The following is a 23,780-nucleotide window of genomic DNA, read 5'->3' as shown; positions in this document are numbered from 1 at the left end:
TGTTGAAAAATAAATGCTTGACTCTTCGGGCTAAAAGCGTAGTATACGCAGCCCACGCCAATGAGGACTTATGTTTGATTGGCGTCGCTCTTTAACAATTTATCAGACAATCTGTGTGGGCACTCACAAGACAATATCTAACGTCCTCGGACGATAAAATATTAAAGTCTTGAAGAGTGACCAAGCAGTAATTCATTTAGTGAATTATTACGAAAGTTAATTTTCGAGCATCGCTTCACTTGTTGAAGCAAATCAAGCTTTTAATTGAAGAGTTTGATCATGGCTCAGATTGAACGCTGGCGGCAGGCCTAACACATGCAAGTCGAGCGGTAGCACAAGAGAGCTTGCTCTCTGGGTGACGAGCGGCGGACGGGTGAGTAATGTCTGGGAAACTGCCTGATGGAGGGGGATAACTACTGGAAACGGTAGCTAATACCGCATGATGTCTTCGGACCAAAGTGGGGGACCTTCGGGCCTCACGCCATCAGATGTGCCCAGATGGGATTAGCTAGTAGGTGGGGTAATGGCTCACCTAGGCGACGATCTCTAGCTGGTCTGAGAGGATGACCAGCCACACTGGAACTGAGACACGGTCCAGACTCCTACGGGAGGCAGCAGTGGGGAATATTGCACAATGGGCGCAAGCCTGATGCAGCCATGCCGCGTGTATGAAGAAGGCCTTCGGGTTGTAAAGTACTTTCAGCGAGGAGGAAGGCATTGTGGTTAATAACCACAGTGATTGACGTTACTCGCAGAAGAAGCACCGGCTAACTCCGTGCCAGCAGCCGCGGTAATACGGAGGGTGCAAGCGTTAATCGGAATTACTGGGCGTAAAGCGCACGCAGGCGGTTGATTAAGTCAGATGTGAAATCCCCGAGCTTAACTTGGGAACTGCATTTGAAACTGGTCAGCTAGAGTCTTGTAGAGGGGGGTAGAATTCCAGGTGTAGCGGTGAAATGCGTAGAGATCTGGAGGAATACCGGTGGCGAAGGCGGCCCCCTGGACAAAGACTGACGCTCAGGTGCGAAAGCGTGGGGAGCAAACAGGATTAGATACCCTGGTAGTCCACGCTGTAAACGATGTCGACTTGGAGGTTGTGCCCTTGAGGCGTGGCTTCCGGAGCTAACGCGTTAAGTCGACCGCCTGGGGAGTACGGCCGCAAGGTTAAAACTCAAATGAATTGACGGGGGCCCGCACAAGCGGTGGAGCATGTGGTTTAATTCGATGCAACGCGAAGAACCTTACCTACTCTTGACATCCAGAAAATTTAGCAGAGATGCTTTAGTGCCTTCGGGAACTCTGAGACAGGTGCTGCATGGCTGTCGTCAGCTCGTGTTGTGAAATGTTGGGTTAAGTCCCGCAACGAGCGCAACCCTTATCCTTTGTTGCCAGCACGTAATGGTGGGAACTCAAAGGAGACTGCCGGTGATAAACCGGAGGAAGGTGGGGATGACGTCAAGTCATCATGGCCCTTACGAGTAGGGCTACACACGTGCTACAATGGCATATACAAAGAGAAGCGAACTCGCGAGAGCAAGCGGACCTCATAAAGTATGTCGTAGTCCGGATTGGAGTCTGCAACTCGACTCCATGAAGTCGGAATCGCTAGTAATCGTAGATCAGAATGCTACGGTGAATACGTTCCCGGGCCTTGTACACACCGCCCGTCACACCATGGGAGTGGGTTGCAAAAGAAGTAGGTAGCTTAACCTTCGGGAGGGCGCTTACCACTTTGTGATTCATGACTGGGGTGAAGTCGTAACAAGGTAACCGTAGGGGAACCTGCGGTTGGATCACCTCCTTACCTAAAGATAGCGTTAAGTGCAGTGTCCACACAGATTGTCTGATGAAATTAATGAGCAAGAGCACCTGTTGATGTTGTGAGTTTTAAGACTCATGATGATACGAAACGAGAAAGTGAAAGCTTTGTCGGTATTTTCGTGTCCCCATCGTCTAGAGGCCTAGGACACTGCCCTTTCACGGCTGTAACAGGGGTTCGAATCCCCTTGGGGACGCCATTCCGATAATGAGTGAAAGACATTATCACCCGTTCTGATGAACGAAAAATCTTAAAGATGATTCTAACGAGTCGTGTTTAAGATATTGCTCTTTAACAATCTGGAACAAGCTGAAATTTGAAAGCTTAAGCAACTGTGAGAATGACTTCGGTCAAACACTGACACAGTTTGCATTAAGCAGTCTCTCAATTTTTTGCAATCTTGAATGCTGTCTTGAACCGGTTCGTAACCGCGTTCATTAAAGAGACACCTTCGGGTTGTGAGGTTAAGTGACTAAGCGTACACGGTGGATGCCTAGGCAGTCAGAGGCGATGAAGGACGTGCTAATCTGCGATAAGCGTCGGTAAGCTGATATGAAGCGTTATAACCGACGATTTCCGAATGGGGAAACCCAGTGTGATTCGTCACACTATCGTTAAGTGAATACATAGCTTAACGAAGCGAACCAGGGGAACTGAAACATCTAAGTACCCTGAGGAAAAGAAATCAACCGAGATTCCCCTAGTAGCGGCGAGCGAACGGGGAGCAGCCCAGAACCTTAATCAGCGTATGTGTCAGAGGAACGGTCTGGAAAGTCCGGCGATACAGGGTGATAGCCCCGTACTTGAAAATGCATACGTTGTGAGTTCGATGAGTAGGGCGGGACACGTGACATCCTGTCTGAATATGGGGGGACCATCCTCCAAGGCTAAATACTCCTGACTGACCGATAGTGAACCAGTACCGTGAGGGAAAGGCGAAAAGAACCCCGGCGAGGGGAGTGAAATAGAACCTGAAACCGTGTACGTACAAGCAGTGGGAGCCTCTTTTATGGGGTGACTGCGTACCTTTTGTATAATGGGTCAGCGACTTATATTTTGTAGCAAGGTTAACCGAATAGGGGAGCCGTAGGGAAACCGAGTCTTAACTGGGCGTCAAGTTGCAAGGTATAGACCCGAAACCCGGTGATCTAGCCATGGGCAGGTTGAAGGTTGGGTAACACTAACTGGAGGACCGAACCGACTAATGTTGAAAAATTAGCGGATGACTTGTGGCTGGGGGTGAAAGGCCAATCAAACCGGGAGATAGCTGGTTCTCCCCGAAAGCTATTTAGGTAGCGCCTCGTGAACTCATCTTCGGGGGTAGAGCACTGTTTCGACTAGGGGGTCATCCCGACTTACCAACTCGATGCAAACTACGAATACCGAAGAATGTTATCACGGGAGACACACGGCGGGTGCTAACGTCCGTCGTGAAGAGGGAAACAACCCAGACCGCCAGCTAAGGTCCCAAAGTCATAGTTAAGTGGGAAACGATGTGGGAAGGCATAGACAGCCAGGATGTTGGCTTAGAAGCAGCCATCATTTAAAGAAAGCGTAATAGCTCACTGGTCGAGTCGGCCTGCGCGGAAGATGTAACGGGGCTAAACTATGCACCGAAGCTGCGGCAGCGACACTTAGGTGTTGTTGGGTAGGGGAGCGTTCTGTAAGCCGTTGAAGGTGGCTCGTGAGGGTTGCTGGAGGTATCAGAAGTGCGAATGCTGACATAAGTAACGATAAAGCGGGTGAAAAACCCGCTCGCCGGAAGACCAAGGGTTCCTGTCCAACGTTAATCGGGGCAGGGTGAGTCGACCCCTAAGGCGAGGCCGAAAGGCGTAGTCGATGGGAAACAGGTTAATATTCCTGTACTCGGTGTTACTGCGAAGGGGGGACGGAGAAGGCTAGGCTATCCGGGCGACGGTTGTCCCGGTTTAAGCGTGTAGGGGGAAAGCGTTGGTAAATCCGCGCTTTTATTAACCCTGAGGCGTGATGACGAGTCACTACGGTGATGAAGTAGTTGATGCCAAGCTTCCAGGAAAAGCCTCTAAGCTCTAGGTAACATTGAATCGTACCCCAAACCGACACAGGTGGTCAGGTAGAGAATACCAAGGCGCTTGAGAGAACTCGGGTGAAGGAACTAGGCAAAATGGTGCCGTAACTTCGGGAGAAGGCACGCTGGCGCGTAGGTGAAGTCCCTTGCGGATGGAGCTGAAGCCAGTCGAAGATACCAGCTGGCTGCAACTGTTTAATAAAAACACAGCACTGTGCAAACACGAAAGTGGACGTATACGGTGTGACGCCTGCCCGGTGCTGGAAGGTTAATTGATGGGGTCAGCCGCAAGGCGAAGCTCTTGATCGAAGCCCCAGTAAACGGCGGCCGTAACTATAACGGTCCTAAGGTAGCGAAATTCCTTGTCGGGTAAGTTCCGACCTGCACGAATGGCGTAATGATGGCCAGGCTGTCTCCACCCGAGACTCAGTGAAATTGAACTCGCTGTGAAGATGCAGTGTACCCGCGGCAAGACGGAAAGACCCCGTGAACCTTTACTATAGCTTGACACTGAACATTGAGCCTTGATGTGTAGGATAGGTGGGAGGCTTTGAAGCGTGGACGCCAGTCTGCGTGGAGCCAACCTTGAAATACCACCCTTTAATGTTTGATGTTCTAACTCCGGTCCCTAATCGGGATTGAGGACAGTGTCTGGTGGGTAGTTTGACTGGGGCGGTCTCCTCCTAAAGAGTAACGGAGGAGCACGAAGGTTAGCTAATCACGGTCGGACATCGTGAGGTTAGTGCAATGGCATAAGCTAGCTTGACTGCGAGAGTGACGGCTCGAGCAGGTACGAAAGTAGGTCATAGTGATCCGGTGGTTCTGAATGGAAGGGCCATCGCTCAACGGATAAAAGGTACTCCGGGGATAACAGGCTGATACCGCCCAAGAGTTCATATCGACGGCGGTGTTTGGCACCTCGATGTCGGCTCATCACATCCTGGGGCTGAAGTAGGTCCCAAGGGTATGGCTGTTCGCCATTTAAAGTGGTACGCGAGCTGGGTTTAGAACGTCGTGAGACAGTTCGGTCCCTATCTGCCGTGGGCGTTGGAAGATTGAGAGGGGCTGCTCCTAGTACGAGAGGACCGGAGTGGACGCATCACTGGTGTTCGGGTTGTCATGCCAATGGCATTGCCCGGTAGCTAAATGCGGAAAAGATAAGCGCTGAAAGCATCTAAGCGCGAAACTTGCCTCGAGATGAGTCTTCCCTGAGACCTTGAGTCTCCTAAAGGAACGTTTAAGACTAAGACGTTGATAGGCTGGGTGTGTAAGCGTAGCGATACGTTGAGCTAACCAGTACTAATGATCCGTGAGGCTTAACCTTACAACACCGAAGGTGTTTTAAGACGCAGAGACGCGAAAACACAAAGAGTAAGCTTGTTGAACAGATTGGATTGACTGGTGAGCTGTAGAGATACGGAGCACGGGTTAATTAACAGAATATGCCTGGCGGCGATAGCGCGGTGGTCCCACCTGACCCCATGCCGAACTCAGAAGTGAAACGCCGTAGCGCCGATGGTAGTGTGGGGTCTCCCCATGCGAGAGTAGGGAACTGCCAGGCTTTAATTAAAGTAAAGAACCTCAGTCGAAAGACTGGGGTTTTTTGCTATGGGGAATTTGAAAAAATTATCAAATAAATAACCGCTAACGCGGCTATTTATTATTTTTATGTAGGTAGGTAGATCTTACTGCTGCTTTAACCACTCTTCGACGAAATCTGCGATGTGTCCGATGTTATTAATATCTAACATAGGAAGATTGCAGTTAATGTTTCCATCGCTCGCCAGCATCACTACGTGATCGTCAATTATTCCAGCAAAAGGCTTCCCGACTGATTCACGGTATAACGCGATCTTAGGAATAGGTTCATGCTTAAAGCCTTCAACCAGAATAAGGTCGCAGCGAGAGGGATCGATCTTCGAAGCCAGAAATTGTAAATCCAGAGGCTCTTCCTCTGGCGTTTCCGTCATTAGCGCCCATCGTTTGTCACTTGCCACCAAGGTTTGCTCTGCACCTGCTTTACGAAGCTCGTAGCTATCTTTTCCTGGCGTATCAATATCCATATCGTGGTGTGTGTGTTTAATAAGCGCGATTCTTATCCCTTTAGTATTCAGAAGCGGAATAAGCTTTTTTAATAGCGTTGTTTTTCCTGTCCCGCTATAAGCCGCTATACCAAGCAAAGGTATGTTGTTCTTCATTTTTGTTCCTTTAGCTTCTGCTCGCAACGCAAACACTCTTCGTATGTATTGAAATTAATGAAGCACTCTTTTTTAGGATACGTAACCCTTTGGGCCTCACATTGTTCTAAAAATATCATTAATTTGCGCTCGCCTCGTTCAAGATAATTCATCAGCGGTGAAATGAGAGAGCGATGCAATAACGCAATTGTTGGGTGTGCTCTGTTTCCATCAAATATGTATGCGGCTTTTTTATCTGCTTTATATGTCCATAGATGATGCACGATATCTGTTGGAATAAAAGGAACATCACATGGAGCAAACACAACCCACTCATGGTGGCTTTGCTGCAAACCACTTAGCATTCCTGCTAATGGTCCGGGGTAATCGTTAAGAACGTCAGGGAATACGCTTAGCCCTGAACGTTGGTAAATTGATATATTGCGATTAGCATTGATGGACAGTCTTGTTACCTGAGGTGCCAGAGCTTCCTGCACATATTGATAAAGAGGTTTGCCATTGAGTAGAACGAGGCCTTTATCATTACCACCCATCCTAGAGGCTCTTCCTCCTGCTAGAATTACACCTTCGATGTCATACATACAGTGTCTCTCTCTATCGCTAATAGGCTATTGTAACGCGCCTGTCTCCGAGTTTCCTGTGCGTGTAATAGTTTGTAAAAAGTGAATGTTATACGAGCAAGGGCTATCTTTGGTAAATTAAGACTGATAATTTGTCTGCCCATTAAGCATCAGGGAGAAATACATAATGAAATGCCATCGCGTTAATGAACTCATTGAACTGATCCATCCAGCTTGGCAACAAGAACCTGATTTAAATCTGGTTCAATTTTTGCAAAAACTAGCCAATGAAGCAGGGTTTAAAGGCGATTTAGCTGACCTGACCGACGATATTCTCATTTATCATCTTAAGATGCGTAACAGCGCCAGCACTGAAGTTATCCCTGGTCTAAAGAAAGACTACGAGGAAGACTTTAAGACCGCTATTCTGCGTGCCAGAGGCGTAATCAAAGACTAATTTCAGACAAGATAGCGCATAAACAGCGCGGTAGGTCGATTTGATAATGTTATCATCTTGGTTTATTGCGCGAGCTCTGGCCTGACTATGACTAATCCAACTTTCAGTTTTCAAACACTTACGCCAGATCTTATTCTCGATGCCATCGAGAGTACGGGGATTCGTATTGATTCCGGCTTAACCGAGCTCAATAGCTATGAGAACCGTGTCTTTCAACTGATGGATGAAGAGCGTCAGCGCTATGTTGCGAAGTTCTACCGTCCTGAAAGATGGTCAGATAGCCAAATTGGCGAGGAACATGGCTTTGCTCGTGAGCTGTCTGACAGCGAGATCCCGGTTGTTGCACCGTTGTCATTAAATGGACAAACTCTTCATCATTTTGCTGGTTATGCCTTTACTCTGTTTCCAAGCGTGGGTGGCCGTGCATATGAAATTGACAACGACGATCAGCTTGAATGGGTTGGGCGTTATATGGCGCGTATCCACCAAGTTGGACAGCAGAAGCTCTTCACCGAGCGTCCAACCATGGGGTTGGATGAGTATCTCTATCAGCCAAGGGCTGTTTTAGAGCGTACTTCATTAATACCCATTAAGCTAAAACCTGCGTTTCTTGCTGCTCTAGAGTCATTGATTTTGGAAGTGGAGCAGTATTGGACAACCGACTGGGCGCCGGTACGACTGCATGGTGATTGCCATCCCGGCAATATACTGTGGCGAGATGGCCCGCTGTTTGTTGACTTAGATGACGCGCGCAATGGTCCAGCGGTTCAAGATTTATGGATGCTATTGCATGGTGAGCGCCAAGATCAGCTGATCCAATTGGATATTTTGCTTGAGGCCTACGGCGAATTTGCTGATTTTGACTCTCAGCAGCTAAAACTAATAGAGCCGCTGCGTGCTATGCGCATGGTGCACTATTTGGCATGGGTTGCCCGCCGCTGGCAAGATCCTGCCTTTCCAAAGAGTTTTCCGTGGATGACCGATGAGAGTTTCTGGTTGAGACAAACATCTGCCTTCATGGAACAGGTTAAGCTGTTACAAGCACCACCGTTGCAGCTAATGCCGATGTATTAAATCAAAAAACTTAAGACGATGGAGAAGTTTGCATGAAAAAGATTTGGTTGGCGTTAGTTGGGATCGCAATGGCATTTGGTGCCTCTGCGGCTCAATTTTCTGAAGGCGATCAGTATGTGAAGCTGGATAAAAGCATCACTAATGAGCCACAGGTTTTAGAGTTTTTCTCATTCTACTGCCCACATTGCTATGAGTTCGAAGAGGTTTACCACGTTTCTGATGCAGTACGCAAAGGCCTGCCAGAAGGCGTGAAAATGACCAAATATCACGTTGAATTCTTAGGCCCGTTGGGCAAGCAGTTAACTCAAGCATGGGCTGTTGCAATGGCACTGGGTGTTGAAGATAAAATCACTCAGCCAATGTTTGAAGCTGTGCAGAAAACTCAAAGCGTACAGAGCCCTGAAGATATCCGTAACGTCTTCATTAAGGCGGGCGTGAGCGCCGCAGACTATGATGGCGCGTTGAATAGCTTCGTGGTGAAATCTTTAGTTGTACAGCAAGAGAAAGCAGCTGAAGATCTGCAACTGCGCGGCGTCCCTGCTATCTTCGTTAATGGCAAATATATGGTCAAAAACGATGGTCTGGATACCAGCTCCATGGATTCCTACGTTCAGCAGTTCTCTCACGTTGTAAACTTCCTGCTGAAGCAGAAATAATCCTGCGTCTGTCTCAGTAATAAAAAACCGGGCTTTTGCCCGGTTTTTTTACTTATGTGGTTCTGCATACACCTTTTTAAGGTGATCGATAAGCCGATCTTTTTGCTGCCAGAGATTGTTTAACCAGAGCTGAAAGTGTCGTTTAAAGACCTTATCGTTGAAATAATCGCCGTGCATTTCCGCGGTGATGGGCAATGTTTCTACTCGGACGACAATTTTCTTCATTCTGCCACAGAGTAGATCTAAAAATGGGCTGTGATTATTGTCTGGGTAAACTAGTGTAATATTCAATACACGATCAAACTGATTGCCCAATGCGCTTAGCGTGAATGCGATGCCCGCTGCTTTGGGGGGGAGCAAATTCCGATAAGGAGAGTGCGTTCTTACTCGCTTCTCTTCAGTGCTTCGCGATCCTTCGACAAAATTAACAATGGTGGTCGGGCGCAGGCGAAATTTTTCGCAGGAGCGGCGTGTGGTTTCAATATCTTTACCGCGCAATTCAGGATGCTTCAGTAAATAGCTGCGCGAATAGCGTTTCATAAACGGCATATCCAGAGCCCAGCAGGCAAAGCCAACGAAAGGAACCCAAGCAAGCTGTTGCTTCAAAAAGTACTTATTCATTGGAATGTGATTCCGCAATAATACGCAGAGCACGACAATATCGGTCCAGCTTTTATGATTGCTGATGACCAAATACCAATTCTCTTTGCTCAGATCCTCTAAGCCATCTATCTCCCACTTTAACCCAACGTTAAGCCTCATCAGCATCGATAAGCCTTGGCACCAGCACCACATCATGAAATCAGCAAAGCTTGAGATATATCGCCAAATAAAAGGGATGGGGAGTAGTAGCTTTATGATGCCTGCGATCGTAATCGGTATAGAACATAAAACTGTCACGAGGATGGTCAACGCCGTGGTTAACACAAATAGGATGGGTGATAGAACCAAGGCAATCAACGTAGGCATTAGCTTATTCGTGTAATAGCATTTGAGGAATCAAAGCGCGATTTTACCAGAAGGCTTATTGAACAACAGCATTTCGCCAGATATATGAAAGATAAATTCAAAAGCATTAGCATAGTTGATTATTTAGACTAATCTGTATGAGGCATTATCAGTAATATGAAAATAACGGTGACTAATTGAAATATTATCCACATCGTGTGGGGGCTGGCTATTTTATGTTCTAACAGGGATCTTTACATGTAAGTTATTTAAAATACTAATGAAATTGTAAATAAAGTCTGGATGAGAACACCTATTATTAAAATCATGATCTTTTGTTCACAAACTTATCCACAATTTGATCATTCAGATCTGAATACTTGATCGCATTACTCATCAAATCTCCCGCTAAAATTCGTCTCTTGCCCCGAGGTATGGCATCCTTACCTCTAAGTCCACCATCACGATAAAGACATACTATGGCCGAAATCCCTGAAAACCCCCTGATCCTAGTTGATGGATCCTCATACCTGTACCGTGCATACCATGCTTTTCCTCCGTTAACGAACCGTGCGGGAGAGCCTACCGGGGCAATGTATGGCGTGTTGAATATGCTGCGCAGCCTGATGCTGCAGTATCAGCCAAGTCACGTCGCTGTGGTATTCGACGCCAAAGGAAAGACTTTCCGTGATGAGTTGTTTGCTGAGTACAAATCACATCGCCCACCTATGCCAGATGACTTGCGTGAGCAAATAGAGCCGCTGCATAAAATGGTTCAGGCCGTTGGTTTGCCCCTTTTGGCCGTTTCTGGCGTCGAGGCTGATGATGTTATTGGTACGTTGGCGCAGGCTGCTGAAAAGGCGGGACGCCATGTATTGATCAGCACCGGTGATAAAGATATGGCGCAGCTTGTGACGCCAAATATCACGTTGATCAACACGATGAATAACACCATTTTGGGGCCACAGGAAGTTTGTGAGAAGTATGGTGTGCCACCGAAGTTAATCATCGATTTCCTCGCCCTGATGGGGGACTCCTCGGATAACATTCCAGGCGTACCTGGGGTTGGCGAGAAAACGGCTCAGGCGCTGCTGCAAGGTATTGGTAGCCTAAAACAGATCTATAGCGATTTGGATAAAGTGGCGACGCTGAGCTTCCGCGGTGCCAAAACGATGGGCGCTAAGCTGGAATTGAATAAAGATAAGGCCGATCTTTCATACCTGCTGGCAACGATTAAAACTGACGTTGAGTTGGATATTACCTGCGACGATCTCCAGCTCAAGCCGATGGATACTGAACAGCTGCACGAATTATTTAGCCGCTATGAGTTTAAACGCTGGTTAGAAGACGCTGAGGCTGGTTCTTGGCTCAGTGGTGAAAAGAAAGCACCAACGGCGCGTAAATCCGCGAAAGCTGCCAGTGAGCCGCTAGAGGCCGCTGTAGTGGAAGAAGCTACGTCGGTTTTATCACAGGAAAATTACCAAACTATTCTGGATGAGCCGGCGCTGGATAATTTGATCGCCAGCTTAAAAGCCGCGAAGGTCTTTGCCTTCGATACGGAAACTGACTCTCTGGATGTCTTAACGACCAATCTGGTTGGCCTGTCATTTGCGACTGCGCCTGGCGTGGCGGCTTATATTCCGGTCGGCCATGATTATCTCGATGCGCCAGATCAACTGAGCCGTGATACCGTTTTGGCGAAGTTAAAACCCCTATTGGAAGATGACAATCTACAGAAAGTTGGGCAGAACCTAAAATACGATCAAGGCGTAATGGCGCGTTATGGCATTGAGCTAAAAGGCATTGCGTTCGACACGATGCTGGAATCGTATGATCTCGACAGCGTTGCCGGTCGCCATGATATGGATAGCTTGGCAGAGCGCCACTTGAATCATAAAACCATTACCTTTGAAGAAATTGCGGGTAAGGGTAAATCTCAACTGACCTTTAACCAAATTGCACTTGAGCAGGCTGCGCCTTATGCGGCAGAAGATGCTGATGTGACTTTACAGCTGCATCTCAAACTTTGGCCACAGCTAGAAAAAGAAGCGGGTTTGAAGAAAGTCTTCACCGATATCGATATGCCTTTGGTTCCGGTGCTTTCGCGTATGGAGCGAACCGGCGTACTGATCGATAGCCATATTCTGGGCAAACATTCTCAGGAGCTGGCTATCCGTTTGGATGAGCTGGAGAAGAAGGCACATGAGGCCGCAGGGGAACCCTTCAACCTCTCCTCGCCAAAACAGTTACAGGCAATTTTATTCGAAAAGCAGAAGCTGCCTGTGGTGAAAAAAACGCCGGGTGGCGCGCCTTCAACAAATGAAGAAGTGCTGGCTGAATTAGCGGAGCAGGGTTTTGAACTGCCAACCATTATTTTGGAACACCGCGGTTTAGCGAAGTTAAAAAGTACGTATACGGATAAGCTCCCGCAGATGATCAATGGCGCGACTGGTCGGGTTCATACCTCTTATCACCAAGCGGTTACCGCAACCGGACGGCTTTCTTCCAGCGATCCTAACCTGCAGAATATCCCAGTACGTAATGATGAAGGACGCCGGATCCGTCAGGCTTTTATTGCGCCACCGGGCTATAAAATTGTTGCGGCCGACTACTCTCAGATTGAATTACGCATCATGGCGCACTTGTCGGGTGACAAGGGACTACTGACTGCGTTTGCCGCTGGTAAAGATATTCACCGTGCCACGGCGGCAGAAGTCTTTGGCTTAGCGCTTGAAGATGTCACCAGTGAACAGCGCCGCAGTGCTAAAGCGATTAACTTTGGGCTGATTTATGGCATGAGTGCCTTTGGTTTGGCTCGTCAGTTGAATATTGCTCGTGGCGAAGCGCAGCGCTATATGGACCTCTATTTTGAGCGTTACCCTGGCGTGCTGGAATATATGGAGCGCACACGGCAGCAGGCGGCAGAGCAGGGATATGTAGAGACGCTAGATGGCCGTCGCCTCTATCTTCCTGAAATTCATTCCCGTAACGGTATGCGCCGTAAGGCGGCAGAACGCGCCGCGATCAATGCTCCGATGCAAGGAACCGCGGCTGATATTATCAAGCGTGCGATGATCGCCGTTGATGCATGGTTATTGGAACAGAAAGAACCTTTAGTTCGCATGATTATGCAGGTGCATGATGAATTGGTCTTTGAAGTTCATGAGTCCATCATCGATCAAACGGTTGAGAAAGTTCGTGAACTCATGGAGAAAAGCCTTGAGTTGGCGGTTCCGTTAAAAGTTGATGTGGGTACCGGTGAAAACTGGGATCAAGCTCACTAAATGATGGTTAATTAATCTATTTATGTAATTTAACTACATAAAATCGCGTTCATTACGCCGTTTATGCTGTTTAATTGAACGCATCTTTGTAAGTTAGCTACAAAAAGTGTTTTCCCTCGTCTGAAAATGTTGTAGAGTTACAGGCGTAGGGTACAGAGGTAAGATGTTCTATCTTTCAGACCTTTTACTTCACGTAATCGGATTTGGCTGAATATTAGCCGCCCCAGTCTTTTATGACTGGGGCGTTTTTTTTTGTCAAAACCAAAAAAAGGCCGCCTAAGCGACCTTGTTCAATAACTTGTTCAATAAGATGTTAGGCAGTTATTCCCCGCCTTCTTCCTCATCTTCTTCAGACAGTGTTTCAGGCTCAATCTCACTGAACCACGTATTCAGTTTTTCACTCAGCTTATCGACGCCAAACTTCTTCAGTGAAGAAAACGCTTCAACCTGAATATCGCCCATAAATGGCAAAATAGCCTCACGCACCATATTTAGCTGAGCTTTGCGCGCGCCGGATGCCAACTTATCGGCTTTGGTGAGCAGCAGCATAACTGGTAGGTTAACGTCTACGGCCCATTGGATCATTTGCTGATCGAGATCTTTCAGTGGATGACGGATATCCATCAACACCACTAATCCCTTCAGACAGTTACGTTTTTGCAGGTATTCACCTAGCGCTTTCTGCCATTTGCGTTTCATCTCTTCCGGTACTTCAGCATAGCCATAGCCCGGCAAGTCAACCAAACGAATACCGTCGGTGACTTCAAACAGGTTAATCAGCTGAGTACGGCCTGGCGTTTTACTCGTACGCGCTAAGCCTTTTTGGTTGGTCAGCGTATTAAGGGCGCTGGATTTACCGGCGTTAGAGCGACCAGCAAAGGCGACTTCAATTCCGGTATCGGCTGGCAGTGCGCGAATATCAGGGGCGCTGGTGACGAAGTGTGTCACATGATAGTTATAAGTTTTACGGTTCAAAACGTTCGTCTCCATTAAAGCATGGGGGTATCTGGTGGGGATTATAACTGCATCAGCCGTAAAGAGCGCATAAAACCGCTGTTTATCTGCTGTAAGCTCACGGCTTACAGCCGTGTAAGACATTGACCATTCATTTTTCGGGCAATCACGTTTTCCGCTATAAGCCTGAATTTATTAAAGTAATAGATTCATATAATTACAAAACAACGTGATAAAGATCACATGTTAGCGGGCGTGATAACCCATTGAGAAAGTAAGCCAATACTTTAAAGTATCTTTCAACGCCAAGGATAACGGCACGGAAAACTTCGTCAGGAAGACGAATCTCAGGGAACGCAAGAATGCGTAACGAGAGAAAGGATTCACGCTAAAGGATTAGCGAAGATATACAGGATGTATATCGTAAAGGAAGACACGAACTCAGGATGAGTTTAGCGCTGGGATTGGCGCAACAAGGACAAGAGCCTCAGGAAGAGGATGCTAGGAGCAAAACGGCAAAGGGAAAAACCGGGACGTTGACTGCATTCAAGGATTGAATTGCGTGAATATCCTTCATTTGAAGGCTAGAATTAAGGCGACAGTTTAGGCTGTCGCCTTTTTTCTTTGTGTGCTTTCTGGTAGGGTGTGCGCATTGTCCGCCCCCTCAGCCTAAACGCCTGTTTTACGGGTGTCGGAGACTGGCGTATCAGGAATTAACCTGAGCTCGCTAATATTTCTCTACTCGATTTATCTCTCTGTGAGTACACGCTAATGAGTCCTGCCAATAAAACGCCGAAAGCTAAAACTTCAGCGCCAAAACAAAAACGAAAAACCCGTGTTGAGCTCGATCTGGAAGCTCGTGCCCGTAAGCGCCAGAAAAAGCACCGCGGTAACAAATCGGGTGGCCGTGCCAACCCAGAAGCTGCCAACAAAAAAACCGGTGATGCAGCCAAAGTTGTAGATCCGCGTATCGGCAGTAAAGTGCCTGTATCGCTGGTGGCAACAGAAGTGAAGAAGCCAAAAGCAAAAGCGCCTAAACCGGAAGCGAAAAAACGACTGACGCCAGAAGAAGAGCTGACTCAGTTGGAAAACGATCCGCGTCTGGATGAGCTGCTGATCCGTCTCGACGATGGTGAAGATCTCAACCAAGAAGAGCAAAGCTACGTTGACAATATGTTGGACCGCATTGATGCACTGATGGAAGAGTTAGGCATCGAGTTGGGCGACGAAGATGACGAAGTCGATGAAGAAGAGCCAAAAGAAGACATCGTTAAATTGCTCAAACGCGGTAACCCGAAAGACGTATTTTAATCGTCAATGGGGCTAATCCTAACAATAGCCTTACTGCTTACGTGTTATCTGCTGTGGTTATTAGGTAAACTATGGTGGCTGTCGCGGCGTAAACAACGCTGGCGGCAAGCTGCCATGACCCGCCAGTTTTCACGGCTTCCTCGTCACCGGTCTGGCAGACGAAATCATCGGAAGGAGTAAGCATGTCGGAACAGGCAATTGTCTGGGATCTGGCCCTGATTCAAAAATATAACTATTCTGGGCCGCGTTACACCTCATATCCTACTGCATTAGAATTCAGCGAAAGTTTCACCGAGACTGAGTTTGCGAATGCGGTAGCTCGTTACCCTGAACGTGCGCTTTCGCTTTACGTTCATATCCCTTTTTGCCACAAGCTGTGTTACTTCTGCGGCTGCAATAAGATCGTTACCCGCCAAACACATAAAGCGGACGAATATCTTGATAAGCTGGCATTTGAAATTCGCCAACGTGCACCGATGTTTGTGGGGCGAAAAGTCTCCCAATTACATTGGGGCGGTGGTACGCCAACTTATCTAGATAAAAACCAGATTTCCCGCTTAATGCATATGTTGCGCGATGCTTTTGATTTTCTGCCGGATGCAGAAATTTCAATTGAGGTCGACCCGCGTGAAATTGAGCTGGATGTGCTCGACCACCTGCGGCAAGAAGGCTTCAATCGCCTCAGTATGGGCGTGCAGGACTTCAACAAAGAAGTTCAGAAGCTGGTGAATCGTGAGCAAGACGAACAGTTTATCTTCGATTTGATTCATCGGGCTAAAGCGATCGGTTTTACCTCCACGAATATCGATCTTATCTACGGCTTACCAAAGCAAACGCCAGAGAGCTTTAGCTATACGCTGCAAAAAGTGGCTGAGCTCAATCCTGATCGTCTGAGCGTATTTAACTATGCGCATATGCCGAAGCTATTTGCCGCGCAGCGTAAAATTAAAGACGAAGACCTGCCATCGGCAGACAGCAAGCTGTCTATTCTGCAAGAAACTATCGCGATGCTAACGGGGTCTGGCTATCAGTTTATCGGCATGGACCACTTCGCTCATGCTAATGATGAATTGGCAGTGGCTCAGCGTGAAGGCAAATTGCATCGCAACTTCCAAGGCTATACCACGCAGGGCGATAGCGATCTGCTCGGACTGGGCGTTTCCGCGATAAGCATGATCGGGGATAGCTATGCGCAGAATCGCAAAGTGCTGAAAGAGTATTACGCCGACGTGCAAGATCATGGTCATGCGCTTTGGCGTGGGCTTTCGATGACTGAGGATGACTGTTTGCGCCGTGATGTGATTAAAAATCTCATCTGCAACTTCCGCCTAGACTATTCCCAAGTTGAGAGCCAATACGCGATTGTTTTTGCCGATTATTTCGCGGATGACTTAAAACTACTGGCACCTTTGGTCGATGATGGGCTGGTGGAAATCACGCCAGCCAGCATTGAAGTGACGCCACGCGGTCGTTTGCTGATCCGTAATATTTGCATGTGCTTTGATATCTATCTGCGCAAGCAGGCGAGAATGCAGCAGTTTTCGCGGGTGATCTAGAAGATATCGGTCTTGGTAGGAAGAGCCGATGTGGCTAAACCTACCAAGACCTGAAGTGAAGATCGAAGCAATTACTTCAACAAATGTGCATTCACACTGTTTTCCGTTACTTCCCCCGTTAATGCCGTGATCAGATTATCCACCGCGCAGGCCGCCATGTTATAGCGGGTTTCCTCCGTTGCTGAGCCGATGTGAGGCAGTGCAACAACGTTAGGTAACTGCAGCAATTCTGAATCAGCAGGCAATGGTTCCACTTCGAACACATCTAACCCCGCAGCGCGAATCGTACCGTCTTTTAACGCTTTAATTAATGCAGCCTGATCGACAATTTTGCCGCGTGCGCCGTTGATCAAAATAGCGCTGGATTTCATTTTTGCTAAACGTTCGGCGTTGATAAGCTTATGCGTTTGCTCGCTGTAAGGCAGCGTGATACAGACGAAGTCAGACTGAGCGAGTAACTCATCCAGCTCGCAGCGGCGAGCGTTAAACTCCTCTTCCACCTGCGTATTGGGGCGATCGTTCCAGTACAAAACATTCATGCCAAAACCCGCGTGAGCTCGGCGCGCCAGCGCAGCGCCGATACGGCCCATACCCAAAATACCTATCGTTTTATGATGAACGTCGACGCCATAGCTATCGCTGCCGATGCTGCGTGTCCATTTTCCGGCTTTCACCATTTCCGCCATTTCCAAAGCGCGGCGAGCGGTCATCAGAATCAGCGTAAATACGGTATCGGCCGTAGTTTCGGTGAGCACCGTTGGCGTGTGCATCAACACAATTTTGCGCTGTGTCAGATCGCCGACGTCGAACTGATCGTAGCCAACTGAAATGGTTGAGATCGCTTTTAGCTTGGGCGCATGGTCTAGCAACTCAGCGCGCACTGGTACGCTTGCGCCAATCATACCATCGGCATTTTTTAGTGCGGCGAGAACTTCTGCACGGTTAGTCTCATTGATTCCATCAAAGAATCGGACATCAAAATTGTCTTCTAATCGTTGTAGCAAATCAGAGGGTATTTTTTTATACAGAACAATGGATTGCTTCATAAAACTATTTCCCCTGAGCAACGGCTGACGCCGGTTTAACGGTGGCTTTTTTTTGCGTATCTGAGGGCTTAACGATAAGTGTTAACCAAACGGCGACCAGTAGTGCACCGGCCATAAATACGTAGGATGCGGCTGGAGAGCCGGTAGAACCATTCAGATAACCGACAAACCAAGAGCCAAAGAAAGAACCCAACGCACCCATGCTGTTGATTAAGGCCATCGCCCCACCGGAAACGTTGCGTGGCAGCATTTCAGGGATAATGGCGAAGAATGGGCCATAAGGTGCATACATCGCTGCGCCTGCGATAACCAACAGCGCGTAAGACCACCAGAAGTGATTAGCGCCGACGAGATAAGAACCGATAAAGGCCAGTGCCCCGATCAACAGCAACGGCCATACGAACAGTTTACGGTTTTGCATTTTGTCGGATGCCCAAGACACCACGATCATCGCAATGGTTGCAGCCAAATAAGGCACAGCTGAGAGCCAGCCAGCTTCCACCATTCCCATGTCAGAACCGTGGCGCAGAATCGAAGGCAGCCACAGCACAAAGCCGTACACGCCGATGCTCCATGCAAAATACTGAGCACACAGGATGATGACGTTACGCGAACGGAAAGCCTCGCTGTAGTTACGTACGGCCTTAATGCCTTGCTGTTCTTCAAGCAGTTTGGCTTGCAGCGCGGCTTTTTCAGACTCGCTTAACCAGCCAACCTGCTCAGGCTTATCCTTAACCAGCACCCACCAACAGAAAGCCCAAATAACCGCAGGGAAGCCTTCGATGATGAACATTTCGCGCCAGCCATAGGCATGAATCAAGTAGCCAGAAACCACAGACATCCACAGAACGGTGACCGGATTACCTAAAATCAAAAAGGTATTGGCTCTGGAACGCTCAGCTTTGGTAAACCAGTTACTGATGTAGATAAGCATGGCGGGCATAACCGCCGCTTCAACCACCCCAAGAGCGAATCGAATAGCCGCCAGCGCGGGAATATTGCTGACCAAGCCGGTTAGCGTGGCACACATGCCCCACAGGATCAGGCACCAAAATACCAGCTTACGTACGCTACGGCGTTCGGCGTAAATAGCTCCAGGGATCTGGAAGAAAAAATAGCCGAGGAAGAATAGGGCTCCCAGCAGAGAGGCCATTCCTTTGGTGATGCCAAGATCCTCATTAATCCCAGCGGCAGAGGCAAAGCTGAAGTTCGCGCGATCAAGATAAGCCATGCTGTAGGTGATAAAAATCACCGGCATGATGTACCACCAGCGCTTCGGGGCAATCGTTGATTTGCTCATGGTTATAATCCTTCAGTATGGTTCAGATACATCCTTGGGATGTAGGGCCCAGAGGTGGATGCGTTATTTATTATTCGCCAAGTTCAGCACGGGTTGGTAAGCCTTCGCTGTCCCCAATGGCCTGCACCGCTAGCGCACCAATTTTGTTGCCGCGCATAACGGCATCCGGTAGCGCTTTTCCTTCAAGTAATGCACTGATAACACCGACGGCAAAACCATCACCCGCGCCAACGGTATCAATCACATTTTCAACGCGTACGGCTGCCACATGTTGCTGGTGGCCGTCTGCGGTTTTAAACCAAGCGCCATCTGGCCCGAGCTTGATGATGACGGCTTTTACGCCGCGGTTAAGGTAGAAATCAGCAATCTCTTCCGGTGTTTGTTTGCCCGTGAGGATTTGCCCCTCTTTCAGACCCGGTAATACCCAATCGGCCTGGAAAGCTAAAGCGTTCAGCTTTTCACACATCACCTGCTGGCTTGGCCATAGCACTGGACGCAAATTAGGGTCGAAAGAGATAGTTTTGCCCATCGCGCGCATTTCTTGCGCCGCGTGGTTGGCGAGAGCCAAAGAATCAGTGGAAAGTGCCGCCGCAACGCCGCTCAAGTGAAGGTGACGAGCCTGTGAGAAATAGGCCCGATCGAAATCGTGAACAGAAAGATGGCTGGCCGCCGATCCTTTGCGGAAGTATTCTACTTTGGGATCGGTTCCATTCTCAGCTTTGGATTTCAGTTGGAAACCGGTTGGGAAGCGTTCATCAACGGTAACGCACTGATGGTTTATTCCCTCTTGTTGCAGCGTCGCGAGCGTAAAACGGCCAAAGGAGTCGTTACCTACACGGCTAACCCAGCCCACGTTCATTCCGAGGCGAGATAAACCAATAGATACATTCAGCTCAGCGCCTGCGATACGCTTGGTAAACTGCATAGCCTGATCCAGTTCACCGGTTTCATTAGCGACGAACATGGTCATTGCTTCGCCATAGGTGATTACGTCTAACGGGGAAGTTTTCATATTAGTCTGCTCTCAATAAATTAACGTAGTGGCGGGTTACTGAGGTTAAGTCATCGCCTTCTAATGGAAATTCAATGCCGCGCATTGCCTGATGGGGAAGCTCTGCCAGTAACGGTTTCCAGCGACCGTCGCTATTATCTAATTCCACTGCGCACCAGCCTTGAGGTCGTTTTTCCGCGGCCTTCACATGCACGTAATGCACCATGTGAGCTAGTTTTTGCGCGGCGATATGTGCGTCTTCGCCAACCCAATCCCAGTTCGCCATATCGAAGGTCATGCGTATTGGGGAATGACAATCTTGTACCGTGGCAAAGAATGCGTTTAACGGTGAAAAAATGCCGCAATCCGGTGTTTGATCGTTTTCAACGACGAGCTGCACTGGGTGCTTGCTGAGCAAGGCGTTTAGTTCAGTGATGTCATAGCCTGGCTGGTAATGCCCAAGAGAGAATTTCACCGTGCGAGCATTGAGCTCAGCGGCTTCTTGTAAACGATTTTCGAGCTGTGGATTCAGTGAACCATCGAGGGCAAACAATCCCTCCGGGACTGAATAAACGGCAAAAAGCTGATGGTCAGCAATTTTACGGGCTAAATGACCTAAGGTGTTTAGCTCTGAGTCAGATAATAGCTCACGACGAATTTCAACGCCGTTGGCTCCTGACTCAGCGATAATCGGCAGTAAGTTAGCCTGTCCGCCGAGCTTTTTAACGTTGTCCCATCCATACGCGGCGGTCACAACAACGATATCTCTTTTCATATTCACTCCAATGATGGTCACTTCATCATCAATTCAATAACGCCACGATATTTGGAACCGGTTCCATAAAAAAGCGAAATAATGAGGATGTATGACAGTTGTCACAGATTGGTTTGGGATGAATTCAGAAGTGTGATCGGGGTGGGATTGTCATTGCAAAATGTAAGCTTAATTACGTCTAGCAGAGAGGGCGTATCGTTTATTCGACTGTGGTGTAAGGTTTCGACCGCCTATCCGTTGCGGTATTTACATATAGCTTTCGTCGAAGGCGTTCGAGTCGGGTGCGCCAGCGCGCGCACCCAACACCCGCGCGCCTTTATCCGAGACGCCATCTTCGCTCCAGTTTGGTATCGCCCATCCAGGGCGCCCCAAACTCCGTCACGACATCCCTGTCGTGCCGGCTCTCCCAACCAAGACTTACACAAATAAGAAGATAAGAAGACAGACAAAGTATTTTTTGTCTTTTCCGTGTTAGATGGAATGCATTTTAGAGCCGCCAGCAGGGATGCTGGTGGCAGGTTGAGGGCGCACAGGACGTGCGCTCCGAGACCGGTCGGCCAAACGGCTCGGTCAAAAGCGCGCGAGTTGAGAGTCCCGGCGCAACGGGACTCTCATCGGACGCCTACGCCAACGGCTTCATAGAAATGCAAATGCTCACAGGCGTTCGAAACCTTACGTATATCTGTAATATTGAGATTGTCTTGTATGAGCTTCAGTACAGACATACTCGGCGTTCGAAACCTTACACTACTCCATAAAATCCCCGCCCCTACATGGCCCAAAAAATCACCGCCAACAACTGTGGCGACATAATCCTTAAGAACATCGCGAGTGGATAAACCGTCGCATACGAGAGCGCTGCTGCACCGCTAGTAGGATGTAGCCCGTTGGCGAAGGCCAACGCTGGAGGATCGGTCATCGAGCCAGCCAGCATGCCGCAGATGGTTAGATAGTTCATTTTCGCCATCGCGCGAGCGAGGATCCCCGCTGTAAGCAGTGGAATTGCGGTAATTAATATTCCATAGCCAATCCACGACAAACCATCGCCATTAAGCAATGTATCAACGAAATTGCCACCAGACTTCAGACCGACCACGGATAAAAACAGTACGATGCCGAGTTCGCGCAGGGCAAGGTTGGCGCTAGGTGGCATAAACCAATACAGCTTACCAATACTGCCGATACGCCCTAAGATCAACGCGACCACTAGCGGGCCACCCGCCAAACCTAATTTCAATGCGGCAGGGAATCCGGGAATGAAAAGGGGAATGGATCCGAGTAAAACGCCGAGCCCAATGCCGATAAACACCGGCAGCATTTGAACCTGTTGCAGTTTCTGCTGGGCGTTGCCGACGATATCTGCCACGCGATCGATAGATTCGGGTCTTCCCACCAGATTCAAAATATCGCCAAACTGTAGGCTTGCATTGCTACTTGCGACCAGCTCAACACCAGAGCGATTAAGGCGAGAGATCACCACGTCGTATTTCTGTTTTAAATTCAGATCGCGAATTTTTTTACCTAACACCTTCTCGTTCGTCACCACTACGCGACTCACTTGAAGCGCTGTACCGCGTGTAGACAGTGATGTATCGACCTGATCGCCAATGACTAAACGCGCGTTTTCTAAATCCTGTTTTTGCCCAACCAGATGGATAAGATCGCCTAACTCCAGCACCGTATCGGGCAGCGGCACCATCAGATGTTCGCCACGTTTTAAGCGTGAACAGACGATTTCATCACTATTGATAATAGGGATGCTATGAATCGGCATTCCCGCCAGATTGGGGTTACGCACCGAGATATTCATGGTTTGCAGTAGCTCATGCTTCAAGCCATTTTTAGCGTCAAAATCTCTGGCTTCAGCATCCACGCTGATACGAAATATCAAGCGTAGCAGCCACATCACCAGCAAAATGCCACATATCCCAAACGGGTAGGCCATGGCATAGCCCATGCCCATCTTATCGACTAGCGCAGGGTCGGAGCCTAAATCGGTCAGAATTTGCTGTCCGGCTCCAAGCGCGGGGGTATTGGTCACTGCACCTGAAAATACGCCTAGTATCACGGGAAGAGGAACACCAAACAGTTTGTGGATCAGCGCCGTCACGACGCCGCTCAGCACCACCATCAGAACGGCGAAGCCGTTAAGCCTGAGTCCCGAAACGCGTAGCGAGGAGAAGAAGCCGGGGCCGACCTGAATCCCGATGGTATACACGAATAAAATCAGGCCGAATTCTTGGATGAAGTGCAGCATATCGCCGTTGAGGTCGAGTGCGTACGTCTGAGCAAAATGGCCGACGATAATTCCGCCAAAAAGCACGCCCCCGATGCCTAAGCCAACACCATAAATGCGCCAATTGCCGATCCACAATCCCAGCACGGCAACGAGCGCCAGCAGACTAACCGTAAGGGCGATATCGCTCATCGTACACATCCTTGATTCTACTGCTAATAAAAGGCGGCATCGAACTCGCTCGCCGTTGATCAATGGTTAACGTCTAGCTGCTTACAATTATTGTGGATTCTCGCAAAAGCAGCATCGCACATCTGTGGGGTAAGCCACATAACCGTAGTCATTATGAAACGATTCACCTATTACGTTTGCGTATTGGATGTTTTGTCGACCATTCAAGTCATCGTGATGATGTGTTTGACGTTTTCTGGCGATATGCAGAAGTACGCTTTGTGCCCAATGAGCTCTTTAAGATAACTTACTACTAGTTTTAGTGGTTATTATTTCTCTATGTGTGTATTTTTTTCGTTTGATTTAAAACTAAGCAATAACGGTCTGCGTGAATGGA

General features: G+C 48.4%; 16 protein-coding genes, 1 tRNA gene and 3 rRNA genes. 11 read left to right on the top strand and 9 right to left on the bottom strand.

Annotation, left to right across the window (positions count from 1 at the left end):
- Positions 1 to 261 precede the first annotated feature (261 nt).
- From U0008_RS21595 to rrf, 4 genes are all read left to right on the top strand, one after another.
- Positions 262 to 1,804, top strand: a 16S ribosomal RNA gene (locus tag U0008_RS21595).
- Between the two features lie 138 nt (positions 1,805 to 1,942).
- Positions 1,943 to 2,018 (top strand) — tRNA-Glu (locus U0008_RS21590).
- Between the two features lie 263 nt (positions 2,019 to 2,281).
- A 23S ribosomal RNA gene (locus U0008_RS21585) occupies positions 2,282 to 5,190 on the top strand.
- A 121-nt stretch (positions 5,191 to 5,311) separates the two neighbouring features.
- Positions 5,312 to 5,427, top strand: a 5S ribosomal RNA gene (gene rrf / locus U0008_RS21580).
- Together the 16S, 23S and 5S rRNA genes with 1 tRNA gene alongside form the textbook arrangement of a ribosomal RNA operon.
- Positions 5,428 to 5,551: 124 nt before the next feature.
- On the opposite strand, the gene mobB is transcribed toward rrf, so the two are convergent.
- Both mobB and mobA read right to left on the bottom strand, forming a co-directional pair.
- On the bottom strand, positions 5,552 to 6,064 hold the full coding sequence (mobB, locus tag U0008_RS21575; protein ID WP_025799768.1) for a molybdopterin-guanine dinucleotide biosynthesis protein MobB: 513 nt from the start codon (positions 6,062 to 6,064) through the stop codon (positions 5,552 to 5,554).
- A complete protein-coding gene (mobA, locus tag U0008_RS21570) occupies positions 6,061 to 6,645 on the bottom strand; it encodes a molybdenum cofactor guanylyltransferase MobA (RefSeq protein WP_043489923.1) in 585 nt (194 codons plus the stop codon). Before mobA ends, mobB begins: the two co-directional genes overlap by 4 nt.
- Before the next feature lie 166 nt (positions 6,646 to 6,811).
- Between mobA and U0008_RS21565 the strand changes: the two genes are divergently transcribed.
- The 3 genes from U0008_RS21565 (at position 6,812) to dsbA (ending at position 8,811) form a co-directional block, all read left to right on the top strand.
- The gene (locus U0008_RS21565) at positions 6,812 to 7,081 is read left to right on the top strand and encodes a YihD family protein (RefSeq protein ID WP_043489920.1); all 270 of its coding nucleotides are present in this window, start codon (positions 6,812 to 6,814) and stop codon (positions 7,079 to 7,081) included.
- A gap of 87 nt (positions 7,082 to 7,168) precedes the next feature.
- Positions 7,169 to 8,155, top strand: coding sequence for a serine/threonine protein kinase (locus tag U0008_RS21560; RefSeq protein ID WP_043489917.1), 987 nt, complete (start codon positions 7,169 to 7,171; stop codon positions 8,153 to 8,155).
- Between the two features lie 32 nt (positions 8,156 to 8,187).
- Positions 8,188 to 8,811, top strand: coding sequence for a thiol:disulfide interchange protein DsbA (dsbA, locus tag U0008_RS21555; protein ID WP_040044562.1), 624 nt, complete (start codon positions 8,188 to 8,190; stop codon positions 8,809 to 8,811).
- Between the two features lie 48 nt (positions 8,812 to 8,859).
- Here dsbA and U0008_RS21550 read toward each other — a convergent pair whose 3' ends face one another.
- Positions 8,860 to 9,780 (bottom strand): 1-acylglycerol-3-phosphate O-acyltransferase, YihG family, encoded by a 921-nt coding sequence (locus U0008_RS21550; RefSeq protein ID WP_025799760.1) that lies wholly within the window; start codon positions 9,778 to 9,780, stop codon positions 8,860 to 8,862.
- Positions 9,781 to 10,238: 458 nt separating this feature from the next.
- Between U0008_RS21550 and polA the strand changes: the two genes are divergently transcribed.
- Both polA and U0008_RS22600 read left to right on the top strand, forming a co-directional pair.
- Positions 10,239 to 13,043: a DNA polymerase I gene (gene polA, locus U0008_RS21545; protein ID WP_043489914.1), complete on the top strand. Its 2,805-nt coding sequence runs from the start codon at positions 10,239 to 10,241 to the stop codon at positions 13,041 to 13,043.
- Between the two features lie 163 nt (positions 13,044 to 13,206).
- Entirely contained in the window at positions 13,207 to 13,254 is a 48-nt protein-coding gene (locus U0008_RS22600) for a small protein SpfP (protein ID WP_071892919.1), read from the top strand.
- A 110-nt stretch (positions 13,255 to 13,364) separates the two neighbouring features.
- Here U0008_RS22600 and yihA read toward each other — a convergent pair whose 3' ends face one another.
- Positions 13,365 to 14,018, bottom strand: coding sequence for a ribosome biogenesis GTP-binding protein YihA/YsxC (gene yihA, locus U0008_RS21540; protein ID WP_025799755.1), 654 nt, complete (start codon positions 14,016 to 14,018; stop codon positions 13,365 to 13,367).
- A gap of 750 nt (positions 14,019 to 14,768) precedes the next feature.
- Between yihA and yihI the strand changes: the two genes are divergently transcribed.
- Together yihI and hemN are read left to right on the top strand one after the other, a co-directional pair.
- Complete coding sequence (gene yihI, locus U0008_RS21535) at positions 14,769 to 15,308, top strand: Der GTPase-activating protein YihI (RefSeq protein ID WP_025799753.1); 540 nt, start codon at positions 14,769 to 14,771, stop codon at positions 15,306 to 15,308.
- Between the two features lie 182 nt (positions 15,309 to 15,490).
- A complete protein-coding gene (gene hemN, locus U0008_RS21530; RefSeq protein ID WP_043489911.1) occupies positions 15,491 to 16,864 on the top strand; it encodes an oxygen-independent coproporphyrinogen III oxidase in 1,374 nt (457 codons plus the stop codon).
- 71 nt (positions 16,865 to 16,935) lie between these two features.
- On the opposite strand, the gene ghrB is transcribed toward hemN, so the two are convergent.
- From ghrB to U0008_RS21505, 5 genes are all read right to left on the bottom strand, one after another.
- Positions 16,936 to 17,910, bottom strand: coding sequence for a glyoxylate/hydroxypyruvate reductase GhrB (gene ghrB, locus U0008_RS21525; RefSeq protein WP_043489909.1), 975 nt, complete (start codon positions 17,908 to 17,910; stop codon positions 16,936 to 16,938).
- A gap of 4 nt (positions 17,911 to 17,914) precedes the next feature.
- Complete coding sequence (locus tag U0008_RS21520) at positions 17,915 to 19,210, bottom strand: MFS transporter (RefSeq protein ID WP_025799748.1); 1,296 nt, start codon at positions 19,208 to 19,210, stop codon at positions 17,915 to 17,917.
- Between the two features lie 70 nt (positions 19,211 to 19,280).
- Positions 19,281 to 20,222 (bottom strand): sugar kinase, encoded by a 942-nt coding sequence (locus tag U0008_RS21515; protein WP_043489906.1) that lies wholly within the window; start codon positions 20,220 to 20,222, stop codon positions 19,281 to 19,283.
- Between the two features lies 1 nt (position 20,223).
- Positions 20,224 to 20,976 carry a sugar phosphate isomerase/epimerase family protein gene (locus tag U0008_RS21510; RefSeq protein ID WP_043489903.1) on the bottom strand — a complete coding sequence of 251 codons (753 nt, stop codon included), beginning with the start codon at positions 20,974 to 20,976 and terminating at the stop codon, positions 20,224 to 20,226.
- A 769-nt stretch (positions 20,977 to 21,745) separates the two neighbouring features.
- Positions 21,746 to 23,404, bottom strand: a complete 1,659-nt coding sequence (locus U0008_RS21505) for a putative transporter (protein ID WP_043489901.1) — start codon at positions 23,402 to 23,404, stop codon at positions 21,746 to 21,748.
- Between the last annotated feature and the right edge of the window lie 376 nt (positions 23,405 to 23,780).

The organism is Hafnia alvei, assembly GCF_034424155.1.
Lineage (GTDB): Bacteria > Pseudomonadota > Gammaproteobacteria > Enterobacterales > Enterobacteriaceae > Hafnia > Hafnia alvei.
Note: the sequence above shows the minus strand (reverse complement) of the source record. Positions and strands in the feature narration are given on the sequence as shown.

Coding starts and splice junctions, on each gene's coding strand:
- U0008_RS21515 (WP_043489906.1), bottom strand. CDS start 20,222: ATGAAAACTTCCCCGTTAGACGTAATCACCTATGGCGAAGCAATGACC.
- hemN (WP_043489911.1), top strand. CDS start 15,491: ATGTCGGAACAGGCAATTGTCTGGGATCTGGCCCTGATTCAAAAATAT.
- U0008_RS21560 (WP_043489917.1), top strand. CDS start 7,169: ATGACTAATCCAACTTTCAGTTTTCAAACACTTACGCCAGATCTTATT.
- polA (WP_043489914.1), top strand. CDS start 10,239: ATGGCCGAAATCCCTGAAAACCCCCTGATCCTAGTTGATGGATCCTCA.
- yihI (WP_025799753.1), top strand. CDS start 14,769: ATGAGTCCTGCCAATAAAACGCCGAAAGCTAAAACTTCAGCGCCAAAA.
- U0008_RS21550 (WP_025799760.1), bottom strand. CDS start 9,780: ATGCCTACGTTGATTGCCTTGGTTCTATCACCCATCCTATTTGTGTTA.
- U0008_RS21505 (WP_043489901.1), bottom strand. CDS start 23,404: ATGAGCGATATCGCCCTTACGGTTAGTCTGCTGGCGCTCGTTGCCGTG.
- U0008_RS21520 (WP_025799748.1), bottom strand. CDS start 19,210: ATGAGCAAATCAACGATTGCCCCGAAGCGCTGGTGGTACATCATGCCG.
- mobA (WP_043489923.1), bottom strand. CDS start 6,645: ATGTATGACATCGAAGGTGTAATTCTAGCAGGAGGAAGAGCCTCTAGG.
- mobB (WP_025799768.1), bottom strand. CDS start 6,064: ATGAAGAACAACATACCTTTGCTTGGTATAGCGGCTTATAGCGGGACA.
- U0008_RS21510 (WP_043489903.1), bottom strand. CDS start 20,976: ATGAAAAGAGATATCGTTGTTGTGACCGCCGCGTATGGATGGGACAAC.
- U0008_RS21565 (WP_043489920.1), top strand. CDS start 6,812: ATGAAATGCCATCGCGTTAATGAACTCATTGAACTGATCCATCCAGCT.
- ghrB (WP_043489909.1), bottom strand. CDS start 17,910: ATGAAGCAATCCATTGTTCTGTATAAAAAAATACCCTCTGATTTGCTA.
- dsbA (WP_040044562.1), top strand. CDS start 8,188: ATGAAAAAGATTTGGTTGGCGTTAGTTGGGATCGCAATGGCATTTGGT.